13 protein-coding genes are annotated in these 16,946 nt (G+C 61.7%); 8 read left to right on the top strand and 5 right to left on the bottom strand.

Going from position 1 to position 16,946, the window contains the following annotated elements:
- Positions 1-16: 16 nt before the first annotated feature.
- From HMPREF1287_RS01440 to narI, 4 genes are read left to right on the top strand one after another with little or no spacing between them, the layout of a single operon-like run.
- Positions 17-3,754, top strand: a complete 3,738-nt coding sequence (locus HMPREF1287_RS01440; RefSeq protein WP_023017777.1) for a nitrate reductase subunit alpha — start codon at positions 17-19, stop codon at positions 3,752-3,754.
- Positions 3,754-5,346 carry a nitrate reductase subunit beta gene (gene narH, locus HMPREF1287_RS01435; protein WP_023019835.1) on the top strand — a complete coding sequence of 531 codons (1,593 nt, stop codon included), beginning with the start codon at positions 3,754-3,756 and terminating at the stop codon, positions 5,344-5,346. Before HMPREF1287_RS01440 ends, narH begins: the two co-directional genes overlap by 1 nt.
- Before the next feature lie 8 nt (positions 5,347-5,354).
- Complete coding sequence (narJ, locus tag HMPREF1287_RS01430; RefSeq protein ID WP_023017775.1) at positions 5,355-6,182, top strand: nitrate reductase molybdenum cofactor assembly chaperone; 828 nt, start codon at positions 5,355-5,357, stop codon at positions 6,180-6,182.
- A gap of 10 nt (positions 6,183-6,192) precedes the next feature.
- The gene (narI, locus tag HMPREF1287_RS01425; protein ID WP_005280178.1) at positions 6,193-6,972 is read left to right on the top strand and encodes a respiratory nitrate reductase subunit gamma; all 780 of its coding nucleotides are present in this window, start codon (positions 6,193-6,195) and stop codon (positions 6,970-6,972) included.
- Between the two features lie 288 nt (positions 6,973-7,260).
- Here the strand turns inward: narI and HMPREF1287_RS01420 are convergent, their stop codons facing one another.
- The 3 genes from HMPREF1287_RS01420 to HMPREF1287_RS01410 are packed head-to-tail and all read right to left on the bottom strand — an operon-like array spanning position 7,261 to position 10,912.
- Entirely contained in the window at positions 7,261-8,646 is a 1,386-nt protein-coding gene (locus tag HMPREF1287_RS01420) for a multicopper oxidase domain-containing protein (RefSeq protein WP_023017774.1), read from the bottom strand.
- Positions 8,647-9,846 (bottom strand): hypothetical protein, encoded by a 1,200-nt coding sequence (locus HMPREF1287_RS01415; RefSeq protein WP_005280176.1) that lies wholly within the window; start codon positions 9,844-9,846, stop codon positions 8,647-8,649. It abuts the gene before it with no gap.
- Positions 9,836-10,912: a hypothetical protein gene (locus HMPREF1287_RS01410; protein WP_023017773.1), complete on the bottom strand. Its 1,077-nt coding sequence runs from the start codon at positions 10,910-10,912 to the stop codon at positions 9,836-9,838. The genes HMPREF1287_RS01415 and HMPREF1287_RS01410 overlap by 11 nt, the downstream gene beginning before the upstream one ends.
- A 70-nt stretch (positions 10,913-10,982) precedes the next feature.
- Here HMPREF1287_RS01410 and HMPREF1287_RS01405 point away from each other — a divergent pair, with 70 nt between their 5' ends.
- The 4 genes from HMPREF1287_RS01405 (at position 10,983) to HMPREF1287_RS01390 (ending at position 14,613) form a co-directional block, all read left to right on the top strand.
- Positions 10,983-11,243: a DUF2249 domain-containing protein gene (locus HMPREF1287_RS01405; RefSeq protein WP_005282371.1), complete on the top strand. Its 261-nt coding sequence runs from the start codon at positions 10,983-10,985 to the stop codon at positions 11,241-11,243.
- A gap of 84 nt (positions 11,244-11,327) precedes the next feature.
- Positions 11,328-12,089, top strand: a complete 762-nt coding sequence (modA, locus tag HMPREF1287_RS01400; RefSeq protein ID WP_023017772.1) for a molybdate ABC transporter substrate-binding protein — start codon at positions 11,328-11,330, stop codon at positions 12,087-12,089.
- Between the two features lie 3 nt (positions 12,090-12,092).
- Entirely contained in the window at positions 12,093-13,949 is a 1,857-nt protein-coding gene (locus HMPREF1287_RS01395) for an ATP-binding cassette domain-containing protein (protein ID WP_005280172.1), read from the top strand.
- 4 nt (positions 13,950-13,953) lie between these two features.
- The gene (locus HMPREF1287_RS01390; protein WP_005280171.1) at positions 13,954-14,613 is read left to right on the top strand and encodes a metalloregulator ArsR/SmtB family transcription factor; all 660 of its coding nucleotides are present in this window, start codon (positions 13,954-13,956) and stop codon (positions 14,611-14,613) included.
- Here the strand turns inward: HMPREF1287_RS01390 and thrB are convergent.
- Positions 14,600-15,529: a homoserine kinase gene (gene thrB / locus HMPREF1287_RS01385; RefSeq protein WP_005280170.1), complete on the bottom strand. Its 930-nt coding sequence runs from the start codon at positions 15,527-15,529 to the stop codon at positions 14,600-14,602. The genes HMPREF1287_RS01390 and thrB overlap by 14 nt on opposite strands.
- A gap of 23 nt (positions 15,530-15,552) precedes the next feature.
- The gene (locus HMPREF1287_RS01380) at positions 15,553-16,896 is read right to left on the bottom strand and encodes a homoserine dehydrogenase (RefSeq protein ID WP_023017771.1); all 1,344 of its coding nucleotides are present in this window, start codon (positions 16,894-16,896) and stop codon (positions 15,553-15,555) included.
- Positions 16,897-16,946: the final 50 nt, after the last annotated feature.

Raw genomic sequence — 16,946 nt, 5'->3', positions numbered from 1 at the left:
GGAGCTTTCATTCCCCATGACTGCATACTTCGCGCCCGAACAAGGCAACTCAAATCCACTCTTTAAGCTTGGCGCCTACCTGCGCAAAGGCGAAGCTACCGACTCTGGCCAGCAACTTTTCTTAAAGGGCGGCCGCCAGGCAGACGTCTTTTACCGCAATCGCTGGGCCTTCGACAAGATGGTGCGCTCCACCCACGGCGTGAACTGCACCGGTTCGTGTTCGTGGAAGGTCTACGTCAAAGACGGCGTCATCACCTGGGAATCCCAGGCGGTGGATTACCCCACCACCGGCAATGATATGCCAGAGTACGAGCCCCGCGGCTGCCCGCGCGGTGCATCCTTTTCCTGGTACACCTACTCTCCTACCCGCGTGCGCTACCCGTACGCCCGCGGCGTGCTGGTGGATATGTTCCGCGAGGAAAAGGCAAAGCACGGCGATTCCGTCCTAGCATGGCGCGCCATCCAAGAGGACCCAGAAAAGCGCAAGGCGTATATCTCCCAGCGCGGCAAGGGCGGGCTAATCCGCATCTCCTATGAAGAGGCCATCGATATCGCCTCGGCCGCGCACGTCTACACCATCCGCAAGTACGGACCGGACCGCATCAACGGCTTTACCGTGATCCCGGCCATGTCCCAGATCTCCTATGGTGCCGGCATGCGCTTCCTGCAGACCATCGGCGGCGTCGCGCTCTCCTTCTACGACTGGTACGCCGACCTGCCCCCGGCATCGCCGCAGACCTTCGGCGACCAGACCGATGTCCCCGAATCCGGTGACTGGTACAACTCTTCCTATCTCATGATGTGGGGCTCGAATATCCCGGTCACCCGCACCCCGGACGCCCACTTCATGGTGGAATCGCGCTACAAGGGCACCAAGGTCGTCGTGGTCTCGCCCGACTTTGCCGATAACACCAAGTTCGCCGATGAATGGGCCCGCATCGAGCCCGGCACCGACGCCGCCCTCGCCTTTGCCATGGGCCACGTCATCTTGAAGACCTTCCACGTGGACCGCCAGGAACCGTACTTCCTGAATTACATGCGCAAATACACCGACTCGCCCTTCCTGGTGTCCCTGGAAGACCACGGCGACGGTACCTACACCCCGGGCAAGTTCCTCACCGCCTCGCAGCTTGCCGATGCCACCTTGAATTCCTCCCCCAACGCCACCCACCGTGGCCTGGTAATGGAGGAAGACGGGCGCATCGTTGACCCAGGCGGCACCGTGGCAGACCGCTGGGATAACGAAAGCGCCAAGTGGAACCTGGCGCTGGACAACGCCGATCCGGTCATGTCCATCGCAGAAACCGATAGCTTTGACACCGCCGAGGTGCTCTTCCCGCGCTTCGACCTGGATACCAACCCTGAGGACGTGGGAACCGATAAGCCGATTGGCGCGGGCATCGTCCACCGCGGCGTCCCCGTCCGCGAGGTCGACGGCAAGCTCGTTACCACCGTCTTCGACATCATGCTCGCCCACTACGGCGTCAACCGCGAGGACCTCCACCTGCCGGGTAGCTGGCCGAAGGACTTCCACGACTCCAGCGAAGTCGGCACCCCCGCTTGGCAGGAAGAGCTCACGGGCGTGGCCGCCGATACCGCCATCCGCATCGGCCGCGAATTCGCGCAAAACGCCGCGGATTCTAAGGGCCGCTCACAGATCATCATGGGCGCTGGCGTCAACCACTACTTCCACGCCGATAATATCTACCGCACCTTCTTGGCGCTGACCTCCATGTGCGGCACCCAGGGCGTTAACGGCGGCGGTTGGGCGCACTACGTGGGCCAGGAAAAACTGCGCCCGATCAACGGCTGGACCCAGTGGGCCATGGCCGCCGACTGGCAGCGCCCGCCGCGCCACATGATTTCCACCGGCTTCTACTACTTCGCCACCGAGCAGTACCGCTACGATAATTCGCGTGCCTCTCACTTGGGTTCGCCGCTTGCTAGCCACGGCTCCATTGGGGACAAGATGGTCTCCGATACCATGGCGGAATCCATGCGCCGCGGCTGGATGCCGGCCTACCCGCAGTTCAACCGCAACTCCCTCTTCCTTGCCGATGAAGCCGATGAGGCCGGCATGGACATCAACGACTACGTAGTCCAAGAGCTAGAAAATGGCCGCCTGGAATTCTCCTATGACAACCCGTCCGCCGAGGAAAACTGGCCGCGCATCCTGCTCAACTGGCGCACCAACCTGCTCGGCTCGTCCGCCAAAGGCACCGAGTTCTTCCTGCGCCACCTCTTGGGCATCGACTCGGATGCCACCGCGGAAGAACTAGCCCCCGAAGACCGCCCGCGCAGCATCAAGTGGGTGGATAAGGCACCGCAGGGCAAGTTGGATCTGATGATGACCACGGACTTCCGCAATACCTCCACCACGCTGGTCTCGGACCTCATCTTCCCGGCCGCTACCTGGTACGAAAAGCACGATATGTCCTCTACCGACATGCACCCGTACCTGCACTCGTTTAACGCGGCGATTAACCCGCCGTGGGAGGCGCGCTCGGACTACGAGGTCTTCCGGGACTTGGCCGCAGCGCTCTCCGATAAAGCCACCAAGTGGCTCGGCGTGCAACGCGATGTCATTACCCAGCCGAGCCACCACGACAGCCCGGACGAGCTCGGCATGCCCAACGGCATCGTCCCCGACCCCGAAGAGCAGGGCCTTATCCCTGGAGTCACGATGCCGAAGCTTCATGTGGTCGAGCGCGATTACACCAAGGTCTACGAAAAGTGGGCGCACTTGGGCCCGCTTCCCGCCAAGGCCGGCACTGGCGTGCACGGCACCAAGTTCAACGTGGAAAAGCAGGTCAAGGAGCTCGAGCTCATCTGTGGCACCACGGAGACCTCGATGGGCGAGCTGGTGGACCTGTCCAAGGACACCAAGGTCATCGACGCCATTTTGCACCTTTCCGGTGTCTCCAACGGCGAGCTAGCCAAGCAAGGCTTTGAGTTCCTGTCCTCGCGCACCGGCAAGGATCTCACCCCGCTGGGCGCTCCCGATGAAGACGTACGCATCACGTGGGACGACATCAAGGAACGCCCGAAGGAGGTCATCACCTCCCCGGAGTGGACCGCCGATAAGCGCAATAAGCGCCGCTACACCGCCTTTTCCATCAACGTCGAGTTTGATAAGCCGTGGCACACGCTGACCGGCCGCATGCAGTACTACATCGACCACGACTGGTTTATGGACTACGGCGAATCGCTGCCGATCTTCCGCCCACCGCTGGATCACGTCCACATGCACGGCGAATTCGCGCCGGGCACGGAATTGACCAATGACCGCGGCGAGGCTGAAGTCACGCTGCGTTACTTGACCACGCACAATAAGTGGTCCATCCACTCGCAGTACTTCGACAACCTGCACGTGCTGTCCATCTCGCGCGGTGGCCAGGTGGTCTGGATGTCCAATAAGGACGCCGAGAAAATCGGTGTGACGGACAATGACTGGGTTGAGGTATATAACCGCAACGGCGTCGTCTCCGCCCGCGCCATCGTCTCCCACCGCATTCCGGAGGGAACCATGCTGTGCAACCACGCGCAGGAGCGCACCGTGGGCACGCCGATCAACGAGCACACCGGCCGCCGCGGCGGCACGCACAACTCGCTGACCCGCATTTCCATCAAACCGGTGCACATCGCTGGCGGCTATGGCCAGCTGACCTACCACTTCAACTACATCGGCCCTACCGGCAATAACCGCGATGAAGTCACCCGCGTACGCCGCCGTTCCCAGGAGGTATCCTACTAATGAAAGTCATGGCCCAAATCTCCATGATCATGAACCTGGACAAGTGCATTGGTTGCCACACGTGTTCAGTTACCTGTAAGCAGGCATGGACCAACCGCGAAGGCACCGAGTACATCTGGTTCAATAACGTCGAAACCCGCCCCGGCCTCGGCTACCCGCGCACCTGGGAGGACCAGGAAAAGTGGAAGGGCGGCTGGGAGCGCACGGCATCCGGCAAGATCAAGCCCAAGGCCGGCGGGCGCCTCAAGAAGCTTGCCACTCTCTTTCACAACCCCAACCTGCCCACCATCCAGGATTACTACGAGCCCTGGACCTACCAGTACGAGGACCTGATGGGCGCCGAGGCGGGTCAGAAGACCCAGCCCACCGCCAAGCCGGTCTCCCAGATCGATGGCCGGGACATCGGCAAGATTGAATGGTCCTCCAACTGGGACGATAACCTGGGTGGCTCTACTGCCACGCTTGACGATGACCCCGTGCTCCACAACATGAACCTCGAGGTCAAGAAGGAAATCGAGGACTCGTTCATGTTCTACCTGCCGCGCATTTGCGAGCACTACATGAACCCGACCTGCGTATCCTCCTGCCCCTCTGGCGCGATGTACAAGCGCACCGAAGACGGCATCGTCCTGGTGGACCAAGACCGCTGCCGCGGCTGGCGCATGTGCGTATCCGGCTGCCCGTATAAGAAGGTCTACTTCAACCACAAGACCGGCAAGGCCGAAAAGTGCACGTTGTGCTACCCGCGTCTCGAGGTGGGACAGCCCACCGTGTGCTCCGAGACCTGCGTGGGCCGCCTGCGCTACTTGGGCGTCATCCTCTACGATGCCGACCGCGTCGCCGAGGCAGCCTCCACCGAGAATGAGCAGGACCTTTTCGAGGCACAAAAGTCGATCATGCTCGACCCCCACGATCCAGAGGTAGTCCGCGCGGCCCAGGCCGAGGGAATCCCGCACTCCTGGATCGATGCCGCGCAGCAGTCGCCGATCTACGACCTCATCTTCAAGTACGGCGTCGCTCTGCCGCTGCACCCGGAGTACCGCACGCTGCCGATGGTCTGGTACATCCCGCCGCTGTCCCCCATCGTTGACAAGGTGACCGCTACCGGCAACGACGGTGAGGACCACAAGATCCTTTTCTCGGCGCTATCGAATATGCGCATTCCTCTGGAATACTTGGCGGGCCTATTTACCGTCGGCGATACCGTCCCGGTAGAAAAGTCGCTGCGCAGGCTCGTCGCCATGCGCTCGTATATGCGCGATATCAACCTGGGCAATGAGCCGCAGGAGGAGATCGCGCAGGCAGTCGGCATGACGGGCAGGGACATGGAAGGCATGTACCGCCTGTTGTCCATCGCTAAATACGATGACCGCTACGTCATCCCCACCGCCTCGCCGGAATCCCCGCGCGGCATTACCGATTTGGATCCATTCGGCGATGTGGACCCGGCCAAGGCCTCCGAAGACGTCTTCCACGACCTGGGCATGGGCGCGCCCGAGGCCTGTACCCACGGCGCGGAACCACAGGGCAAGGTCTCGCTGCTCTCCTGGAGCGGCGACCGGCCCGATGCCATGTTCCCGCCGCGGAAGTAGGTTAAGCCGTGAATATCTTCGATAAACTCCGCAAGCGCCAGGAATCCCTGCAGCGGCAATCGGCCCAGCAGGGTGGCGATGCCCCCGTGGCCGGGTTCGGAACTCCCGCCGGCATCGGTTCCATGGGCGGTGCCAAGGACGTCGAAAAGACGCTGCGCACCCACACCGGTCAAGTCCCGCGCGAATTCGTCACGCCGGTCGAGGTCACCGAAGACCAGCGGCGAATCGTCGCCATGGCCGTGTCCGTGCTGCTTAATTACCCCGGCGAAGACATCTTTGACCGCCTCTCAGTGGTCGAAGACCAGGTAGATGACCTGCCGCTGGCCATTGCCACCGACTTCATCAACTTCGCCGAATGGGCCCGCAGCATCGGCCCCCGCGGCTTGGAAGAGCACTACGTCGAGACCTTTGACCAGCGCCGCCGCTGCGCGCTGTACCTGTCCTACTTCGCCGTCGGCGATACCCGCCAGCGCGGAATGGCCATCTTGTCCTTCCGCCAGCAATTGGAATCGCTCGGCTTCGAAATTTCGGATGAAGAGCTACCTGATCACCTCTGCGTGGTCCTCGAAGCCCTCGCCATGAGCGAGGGGGAAACCCACGAGCGCGCCGTCGAATTGGTGGCCAGCTACCGCGAAGGAATCGAGGTGCTGCGCGCTGCCCTCGCTCACGAGCGCTCGCCGTATGTCAGCTTGATCGTCGCGCTGTGCAAGGCCCTTCCAGAAGTCGATTCTGATACCGCGCAAAAGTACGTCGATCTCATCCGCACCGGCCCACCCGCCGAGATGGTCGGCATTGCAGACCTTCCCTTCCCCACTACCCAACCAGACCTCGTCTAGGAGCCACATCATGTTTGATAACTTCCTCTGGGGTGCCTTCCCGTGGTTAGCCATCGCGGCATTCTTCGTGGGCATCTTCTGGCGTTGGCGTTCCGACCAATTCGGCTGGACCACCCACTCCTCCCAAATCTATGAATCCAAGCTGCTGCGTTTATCCTCGCCGCTTTTCCACTGGGGCATGGTCTTCGTCGTCATCGGCCACCTGATGGGCTTGGCTTTCCCCAAGTCCTGGACCCAGGCCGTTGGCATCAGCGACCACGCCTACCACCTCCTGGCCACCATCCCAGGATCCATCGCCGCGCTGGCAGTCCTGCTGGGCTTTGCCGGATTGCTGTATCGCAGGCTGAAGAACCGCTCCGTGTTCTTGTCCACCTCTACCTCGGACAAGGTCATGTACGCGCTGCTCGGCCTCGCGCTGGTATCGGGTTCTTTTGCCACCTTTACCCTGCAGCTTTTTGACCTCGCCGGCACCGGTGGATACGACTACCGCGAAACCATTTCCCCGTGGCTGCGCCAGCTGTTGATCTTCAACATCCAGCCCGATCTCATGGCCAGTGCCCCGTGGCAATTTAAGGTCCACGTCCTCTGCGGTTTCACCATCATCGCCGTGTGGCCCTTTACCCGCCTGGTCCATGCCTTCTCGGCGCCGGTCGGCTACGTTACCCGCCCGTACGTGGTCTACCGTTCCCGCGATGAGCGCACCACCCCGATGCGCTCCAATACCGCGTGGGAGCCTATCCGCTCCAACCGGAAGCAATTGGAAGGAGAAACCCCGGGCCACGGTGCCTAGGTAGTTTCCTCCCCCTCTTCACCGCCGCGCGCTGTCCAATATTTGGATGGCCCGCGGCGGTTTCCTTATGTCTACATCTACTCCGGCGCTCCCATGCACCCACCACTCGCCCTTCACGCTCACCGGCACAGCGGTACGACCGCAATCACAGCCGCCCTGTGAGCGTCAAGGGAGGTGGGCAATAAAGAACCCCCGCCCTTCGCGCTCGCGGTAAGAGGTGGAACTACCTCTCGGCAGTGCCCTGGTGAGCGCGAAGGGCGGGGGTGGGGACGGGAAGTTAAGAACGCTTTATTCGGTGACGACGAACTTGCCGTGTTGTCCCTTTTCCGCGTTGGTCATGATGTGGTTGACAAAGGAATAGGTTCCGGGCTCGTTGAAGGTCATTTCCACAAACCCGCCTTGCGCGGGAAGCAGGTCGAAGGCCTGCGAGCCGGTCTTTTCCTCGTCCTTGATGAGATAGGCGCCTTCCTTGTAGGCGGTATCGAATTGCTCGCCCACCACGTGGAAGCTAAGCGGCTGATCGGGGCCCACGTTCAGGATCCACAGGCGCACGGTATCGCCCACCTTGGCCTTGATGGGGTCGACATCGTACTGGCTGGGGTAGTAATTAAAGGCCATGAGGTCGAACTCGCCATCGGCCACGCGCTGGGCGTCGGCGCCGGTCTTTTCCTCACCGAGGAAGACATCGTTGGCGATGAAGTTGTACTCGGCATCCACGTCCTTAAGATCTGGTGGATCGATAATGACGTTGCCGGCCATGCCGTTGGCGATGTGCAGGGACATCGGGGCAGTTGAGCAGTGGTACATCCAGATTCCGGCGCGATTTGCGGTGAACTCGTAGGTCAGTTCTTCCCCGGGCTGGATGGACTTCATGTTTTCATCGGGGCTGACCTCACCGGCGTGGAAGTCGATGGAATGGGCCATGCTGCCCTCGTTCTTGATGGTGATCTTGAACTTATCGCCCACCTTGCCGCGCAGCGTCGGCCCGGGCGCTTGGCCGTTAAAGAGCCATTGCATCTGCTTGACGCCGGGGGCTACCTCAACGATTTCCTCGGTCATAGACCAGGTTTCTTCATGCGTGGTGGTATTGGCCGCTGGCGCGAGGGAGGCGTCATAGGCTTTAAAACCTTCGCGGGAGGCACCGAGTTCGGCGGCGCTGGGAACATCAACGTGCGGGTTGGACGCCCCGGCCACGGCGTGATGGTGATGATCGTGCCCGCCGGTACTTGGCGTGGAATCGCCCACGTTGACGTCAAAGGTCATGCCCTGCAGGCGGTGGCCGGCGATGGTGCAGTAGCCTTCGATGCTCGAGTCGATGACGCCGGCATCGAGCTGCACGGTATCGCCGGGATCGACGCGGCCGGTTTCGGCATCGCCAATCTTTAGATCGTGGACTTGGTCGCCGGTATTGGTGAAGTTAACCACCAAGTGGGTGCCGGGATCCACGTCAACGTGGTTGGGGACGAAGGCCATGCCATCGACTTCCACGTCAATGGTGTGGGTTTCGCCTTCGGCCACAGAGCTCGACGGCTGGGAGTCCTTAGAGGTGGTATTGACTAGGGCCAGTGCGATAACCGTGGCAAGCGCGATGCCGATGAGCAACCACGAGGCCCACTGGGAGTTACCGGACTCCGGCGGCTTATCCTGTGGCTGTGGGGAAGAAACACTAAGCATTTAATTCTCCAGATTCTGTTGTTGGTAAACGGCGCGGCCCACGGCAAGCACGTTTAATGCTAAGCCTATCCCCATGAGGATAAGCCCGGCAGCCAGGGCATTGACAAGGCTCAGCAAGGCGCCGAGGTTGATGAGGACGAGTCGGGCAAAACCCGCGCGGTCCGCGGTAGCCCGGCCGTGGTGCACCTTGGCAGGACCCCCTCCCACCAGCGTGGGCAAGAGGTGGTGCAATACGCCCGTGACCATTTGCAAGACTCCACCACCGATGAAGGCCGGGACCAAAAATAGCGTGATGACGCGCGGATAGGCACCAAGCGCTGCGGCCACGGCATCCCCGGCACACAGGGCCACCATCCATAGCAGCCCCGCGATGACGGAAACCGATGCAGTGGTCAGCCGGGGGTTGCGCCCCAGCACGGTAGCCAGGACGGGTTGGATGATCATGATGGCGGCGAGTACGACGAGCAGCTGGGCGATGCCCGCCGCGCGCGTCCACCCCACCGCGCCGCAGACCATGGTCAGTGCCAGCCCGGCGCAGTGGACGATGAGCCCGCGCGTGCACCTGGTGCGCGCGGTGGGCGAAATCGCGGTGCTGGACAAGGTGGGAAGCAGCGTCACGATGGTGCCCACGATGGTCAGCCATGCAAATCCCCACACCATGCCGCGCGAATGGGCGGCCACCAAAAAGGAATAGTTGCCCACGCCATTGCCGCTTAAGATCACGAGCACCACGGAGGCGATCATGAAGATGGACGCGGCCGCGTAAAACGGCACCGTGACCGCGAAGGACCCGGAAAGCGATCCGCGCAAACGCGTGTAAGTGAAGGCGAGCTGCCAGGCAAGGGCGGCGATGATGAGGAGGGAGGCGGCATCGGCAAGCAGGCCCCAGTCATACCCCGCGCGATCGATAATGAGCAGGATAAGGCCCACCTGGATGAGCGCCACGCGCGCGCCCACGCCGCGGTAACCGTTATTGGCGGTGCGGGTAAGCGCCTCGGTGAAATGGGTGGAAAATACGACGATGGCGGTAGTCAGCGCGCCGATGGTCAGCGGGTGGATGAGATCCCACCACACCACCGGCGCGCCCAGGTGACCCGCCACGTTGATGCCGATGCCGATGAGCACCCACGCGCCGATAAGGGCTGCGGTCACGATGTGCCAGCGGCTGCGGGCGGCCAGGGAGATGTCATTAATGTGCACGGTGGGCCTCCTTGACCGTCAAAGTTACGCCGCAAGCGAGGAAAACCAAGACGGCGGCAATGGTGGTCAGACCGCCTACCTGGTAGGCAAGGGTGTGGCGGGAGACATCGGCAAGAATGCGCAGCGCCAGCCCGCCGTGCAGGACCGCTACGGGGAGGAACAGCACCGGATGGTAGGGCAAGTGGCGGCGGATGACGGAGGTAATGATGATGGGGGCATGGGCGAAAATCATGGATATGACAAAGCCCAAGAAGATGGCGTGCACGGAGGCGTCGTAGGCAAAGCCGGAGCTTTCCCCGTAGAGCAGCCAGAAATATCCGCCGAGGGCCAGCCAGAAATACCCGGCGAGCATGCAGGCGGCGGAATAGCGCGGCAGCCCGCGCGAGCGCACCAGGTTCTTCGCCACATCCACGCGCACGGTAGAAACCGCAACGCCGATAAGCGCCGCGCCCATGGCGCGATAGCCCACTGCCGGGGAGAGCATATAGACCACGCTGAGCGCCGCCAGCCCCAAAACCCACAGGGTAATGCGCTTTTCTGCCTGGGTGCCGGCCATGGTGATGCGGGCTAGCTCCATGCGCTCGCCGATGATCGTCGCTACCACGTAGAGCACGCACAGCGGCATCGCAGTAGAAAAGGCCGGCTCCATGGCCCACAGCAGGGCCGCCGCTACCCCGCCGATGACGCCGGTGGCCTGCACGATGATGGACAAGGCGGGCTGGCGCCGGTGGATGGTGGCATAGATAAACCCCAGCACTATGAAGCCTGCGGCAAAACACAAAGCCGGAACCTGCCGCGGCAGGCCCGCCACGATGCCCACGAAGCCGGCGACGTGGAAGATGGGGCCTATCCATGCCCACCGCGTGCGCACGGCGACGGCGCGCTCCAACCCGATGGCGCCGCCGACAAAGCCGAAGACCATCAAGGGGCCATGATCCGCAGCCAGAGAAGCTGCCGGTGAGAATCCCACGCCGAGCAGGGATGCCCCGGCGGCGAGCCCAAGCAGCAAGGACAGCCCGGCGCAAGCAAGGAAGAAGAAGCGGTGCGCGAGCCTATTATTTATCACGGCTTTAATCGTACTAATATTGGTGGCAAGGTAAAACTCTCACCCCACCTCCGAAAGGATGACTCTCCCCATGGAACTTCCCATCACCGATTCCTCCCAGCAACACTCCATTCCCACCCTCAACGCCACGGAAATCCCCCACGCCGTGCGCCACGGCGCCATCCACGGCGCTTTGGGCACGCTGAACGTGGGCCAAGCCATGATCCTCATTGCCCCGCACAACCCACTCCCTCTACTCAAGGAAGTGGAAGAGCGCGCGGAGGAATTTGAGCTGTCTTACCTCAAGGAAGAAGAAAACGACTATCACATCAAGTTCACGCGAATTTCGTAGTGTATTCCCGTGCTAATCGATAGGCTAAGTGGTGATAACTCTATCTCTCGTACATAGTTGTCTACATAACACGGAGCATTCACTATGAATAAGAAATTTGCCGCAGCCGCCGTGGCTGCGACCGGCCTGGCGCTCTCCGCCTGCTCTCCCGATACCTCCACCACCTCCGATGCAGAGCAGACCAGCTTGAACTTGCTGGCTGCATCGTCCACCCGCGTCATCAACGATGAGCTGGAAAAGCGCGCTTCCGAGTTCGACACCCCGGTTGACCTCGAGTTCCAAAATGGCGGCTCTTCCGACTTGGTCAATAAGCTGAGCGAGGGCGCTCCTGCAGACCTGCTGCTCACCGCGTCCAAGAAGACCATGGACAAGGCAATCAATGACGGAACCGTCAAGGACCCGAAGGTGCTTGCCACCAACGTCATGGTGATGGTTGTACCGAAGGGCAACCCGGGCAATATCCACTCCATCGAGGATCTGCAGAACGAAGACCGCTTCGTCATCTGTGACCCACAGGTTCCATGTGGCGATATCTCTTCCCAGATCATCGAAGAAAACAACCTGGACGTAAAGCCTGCCTCCCAGGAGCAGCAGGTCGCTGACGTTTTGGGCAAGGTTGTCTCCGGTGAGTCCAATGCCGGCTGGGTCTACTCCACCGACGCTGCAGCCGCTGGCGATGACGTAGAGGTCATCGAGATTCCGGATGCTGATAAGTTCGCCAACCAGATCCTGGGCGCCGTTTCCGCCGAGGCTGAGCACCCAGAAGAGGCGCAAAAAGTCCTCGACCTGTTGGCCGATGACTTTGATAAGACCTGGGAAGAGTACGGCTTTAACCCAGCAGATTAATAAATGACCCCTCCCCAGCCCATACGCCTTAAATCTCCCCTCGTTATCGGCCTTATCGGCCTCATCGCGGTCGTTGTCATCCTCGTTCCCGTAGCCTCCCTGGGGCTGCGCGTACCGTGGAACCGCATCGGCGAATACCTCGCCAAACCGGAGATTTGGGACATGCTCAAGCTGTCCCTTACCGCGGCATTCCAATCAATGCTGCTGGCGATGGTGCTGGGGACCGGTCTTGCCTTTTGGGTCCAACAGCTCGGCCGAGGCAGCGGCGTTATCCGCCTGTTCATTTATTTGCCCCTGGCCATGCCGCCCGTGGTGGGCGGCCTCGCGCTTACCGCAGCCATTGGCCGCAGGGGCTACTTGGCCCCGTTTCTTGACGCCATAGACTTCCATTTTGCTTTTGCTTTTCCCGGCGTCATCGCCGCGCAGTGCTTCGTCGCCTTGCCCTTCGTCGTGGTGGCGGTCGATTCCGCCCTGCGCCAATTGGATCAAGAGATCTTGGCCTCTGCCGCCAGCGTGGGACTTTCCCGCTGGGAGGTACTGCGAAAAATCACCATCCCCTCCATCGCCCCCGCCCTGGCCACCGGCGCCGGCCTTGCGTTTGCGCGCTCCCTTGGCGAGTTCGGTACCACGCTGACCTTTGCGGGCTCCCAGCCGGGCGTGACCCGCACGATGCCGCTCGGCATTTACTTGGAGCGCGAGGTCGATACCGATGGTGCCTATGTGCTCTCCGCCATCCTCATTGCGATGGCTATCCTCTGCCTCGCCCTCGCCGGGCTTCCCTCTCTCCTCCAGCGTTCCTACCGAGCGCAGGCCCGCGAGCTACACAGCATGGACTATGAGAAGCTCAGCGCCCTGACGGCCCCAGAAAAGGCCCCCACCCTAAACGTCACGGCGGATGGAGAGACCACGGAATTTACCCCGCGCGCGATCACGGCCATCGTCGGTTCCAATGGCTCGGGCAAGACCACACTCATGGGGCGCATCGCCGGGCGGCTGACCGGCGCGGAGATTACCGCCGACCCAGATGAGATCGTCCTGCTTACCCAGCGCCCCGGCCTGCCGCCGCGGGCCACCGCCAACCAGGCCATTGCGATGGTCACCCGCGATAAGCAGCGCGCCACGGAGTTGCTGGAGGCGGCGGGCTTGTGTGAGCTTAACGATGTCCCCGTGCCCGCCCTTTCCGGCGGCCAGGCCGCCCAAGTGGCCCTCGTCCGCGCGCTCGCCGCGCGGCCCACCATCCTGATTTTGGATGAGCCCTTGGCGGCCATCGACGTGGAATCCGCCAGCAAGTGGCGCCGCTTCCTGCGCGCTACCCGCCATGACCGCACCACCTTGCTGGTGACCCATAATGCGTTGGATATTGCCGGGCTTGCCGATGACATGGTGGTCATGAATTCCGGCCGCGTCACCGCCCACGGACCTGCCGCAGACCTCCTCGATGTCCCACCCACCGGCTTTGTGGCTAATATTGCAGGGCTCAACCGCGTGGAAGGCACCGTTTCAGAGGCCACCGCTGCCGAAACCGTCGTTACCTGTGGAAACACTACCGTCACCGGCGGGCCCGCCGAACTCCGCGCCGGCGATAAGGCAGCGGTCACGTTTAAGCCAAGCGACGTGCACCTGACGTCCGACGAGGCTACCGGGGTTAATCACTGGTCCACCAAGGTCATCGCGGTGGAAGCAGCCAGCATGGCGGATGCCCGGTTGAGCCTGAATATGGACGGCCACACCATTACCGTGCCGGTAAGCAGGCAGGTGGCTTTAGGTATTGATACGGGCGATACCGTATCCTATAGCGTGGCTAAAGATAAGATTTCTGTTAATCAAGCCCCTCATCAGCACTCAGAGATACGAAGTTAATCGCATGCCCAATTCGCTCCCCCGCCCCAGCTCCGATCTTTTCCCGGAAGCGCTCAAGCTATCGCCTAAGCAACGCGAGGTACTCACGCAGCTGCAGCATTATCCACGGGGAGCGCGCGCTGCAGAGGTAGCAAAAGATTTAGGCATGCACGTCAATACCGCGCGCGGGCACATCGATGAGCTCATTCAGGTCGGCGCCATTACCGCCGTTCCAGAACACAGCTCTGGGCGCGGGCGCCCTTCCCTTGTGTACCAGGCCCGCGTGCCGGATAACCGTGCCATCGCAGAGGAATACGTCAGCCTCATTAGCGTGCTGACCTCCATGCTCGCGGGCAAGGAAGAGCTCGATGATTTCTCTTCCCCACAGGCACGGGAATTGGGGCGGCAGTGGGCGCGCGCCACGGGCGCGGATATCCAGAGCGGCGCGCTCGATACCCTTTTTGCCACCCTGCGCGATATGGGTTTTGATCCCTCGCAGGGCGCGGATCCTTCCGAAATCGAGTTGAATGCCTGCCCGTTCGTCTCCTCCGGAACCACCCCGAGCCCCTTTGTCTGTGCCATACACGCTGGCTTTTTGCAAGAAGCCAGCGGTACGGACACGGACATCGCCTTAACGCCGATGCAGCGCCCCGAAGTGTGCCAAATCGAGATTAAGCCTGTGTAACTTCCACGCGGACCGGGCCCGCGACCTTGAGATCGAAGACGCGCAGGCCCTGCTCGCGGGCATCATCAAGAATGCTCTCGTCGATGTCCTCCGTGTGCAGCACCATCACCGTCGGCCCCGCCCCGGAAAGATAGGCGGCGTACCCGCGGTTGCGCAGGCGGTTCACCCACTCCGCGGTCACGGGAAGCACGTCGGCGCGATACGGCTGGTGCAAGCGGTCGCGGGTGCCTTCCCACAAAAGCTCTGGGTAGTTCTGCAATGCGGCTACCTGGACTGCGGTGCGGGAGACGTTAAAGGCGGCATCGGAATGCGTCACGTGCGAGGGCAGGACGCGGCGCACCGCCTGGGTGGAGGCATGGGAATCCGGCACCAGCGCGGTCGCCCGGATATCGGGATGCACGTTGATGGTAGCGGCCTTGTATTCCGGCAAGGAGCGGCCATCGACGGGCACCGTCGTCCACGAGACCACGGCGCTGCCCAGTACCGAGGCCGCGGCATTATCCGGGTGGCCCTCAAACGCCGAGGACAATTGCACGAGCTGATCTTGGGTCAGCGGGCTGCCCGCCAAGGCATTGCCCGCGGCAACGCCGGCGACCGCTGTAGACGCCGAAGAACCCAGACCGCGCGATTGGGGAATCGTATTATGCGAGACCACGCGCAGCCCTGGCACCGTAGCTTCGGCAGCAGATAGTGCGGACCGGATGGCCTTGACCATCAGGTGCGATCCATCGCGCGGAAGGTCATCTGCCCCCTCGCCAAAAATCTCCACCTCGAGGCCGGAGGGAATGACCTCCACCTCGGCGGTGTCGTACATGCTCAGTGACATGCCCAGGGTGTCATATCCCGGCCCCAAATTCGCCGTGGAGGCGGGGACGGTGACTATCGCTTTGGTGCCGACTTCAACTTCGATGCTCATGGTGACTAATATATCGAACCGTTTTAGCTGCCCAGGCGGATGACCGAGTGAACGGTTTTGACCTCATCGAGCTCGCCCAAGGCGGAGACGATGTTTTCCAGAGTTGCTTCCTTGGCTGCGTGGGTAACCACGATAAGGCGCGCGGTGTCCTCGCCGTCTTCTTGGCGCACGGTGCGCAGGGATACCCCATGCTGTGCGAAAAGCGCGGAAATGGCTTCCAAAACGCCGGCGCGGTCTTGGACCTCCATATCAATGTGGAAGCGGGTATCGACCTCGCCGAAGTCCGCAATCGGCAGGTTGGCGTAGGTATTCTCGCCAGGCGCGCGGCCGCCGTGGACGATATTGCGGGCGGCACCGACGACATCGCCAAGCACTGCCGAAGCGGTAGGGTTGCCGCCGGCACCATTGCCGTAAAACATGAGCGAGCCGGCTGCCTCTGCCTCGACGAAAATGGCGTTATAGGACTCGCTGACGGTAGCCAGCGGGTGCTCCTTGGCCACCAAGGTCGGGTGCACACGCGCGTTGACCACTTCGGATCCGTCCTCGCGGCGCAGGCGCTCACAAATGGCCAGCAGCTTGATGGAATAGCCGGCATCGTTTGCCGCGGCGATATCGTCTGCGGTGATATCGGTAATGCCCTCGCAGTGCACGTCCTCGAACTTCACGCGGGTGTGGAAGCCGATGGAGGCCATGATGGCGGCCTTCGATGCGGCATCGTGGCCCTCTACGTCCGCGGTGGGATCCGCCTCGGCGTAGCCCAAGCGGGTGGCTTCCGCTAAGGCCTCATCATAGGAAGCACCGGTGGATTCCATGGCGTCCAGGATGTAGTTGGTCGTGCCATTGACGATGCCGGAGATGCGCTCGATCTGGTCGCCAGCCAAAGAGCGGCGCAGCATGCCCACAACCGGAATGGCGGCAGCCACGGCCGCTTCAAAGTAGAGGTCAACCCCGGAGCGTTCCGCAGCCTCGGCCAATTCATCAGCGTGCGCGGCAACCAGCGCCTTATTCGCCGTCACCACGGACTTGCCGGAATTAAGCGCGGTCAAAACCAGCTCGCGCGGGAAATCGATCCCGCCGATGACCTCCACCACCAAGTCAATATCATCGCGGGAGATCAGGGCCTTAGCATCATCGGTCAACAATTCGCTGGGCACGCCCGGGCGCAGCTTATTCTTATTCTGGATGGCGATGCCACGGATCTCTGCTGGCCCACCGATGCGATGAGCAAAGGCATCCGCATTTTCATCTAAGAGGCGGAAAACTTCCGCGCCCACGGTGCCGAATCCAAGCAGCGCAATGCCAACGGTTTCGCCTTCGCCCTTGCCGGTACGCGAATGTAGCTGTAGCTGACTGTTTGAAGCATCCATAGTCCGTCTCCATGTCGATTAAGTGGTGGAAAATGTCTCCCGCTGTATGC

Origin of the sequence: Corynebacterium sp. KPL1986, assembly GCF_000477975.1 — a bacterium.
Taxonomy (GTDB): domain Bacteria; phylum Actinomycetota; class Actinomycetes; order Mycobacteriales; family Mycobacteriaceae; genus Corynebacterium; species Corynebacterium accolens.
This window is presented reverse-complemented; position numbering and strand designations above follow the sequence as displayed.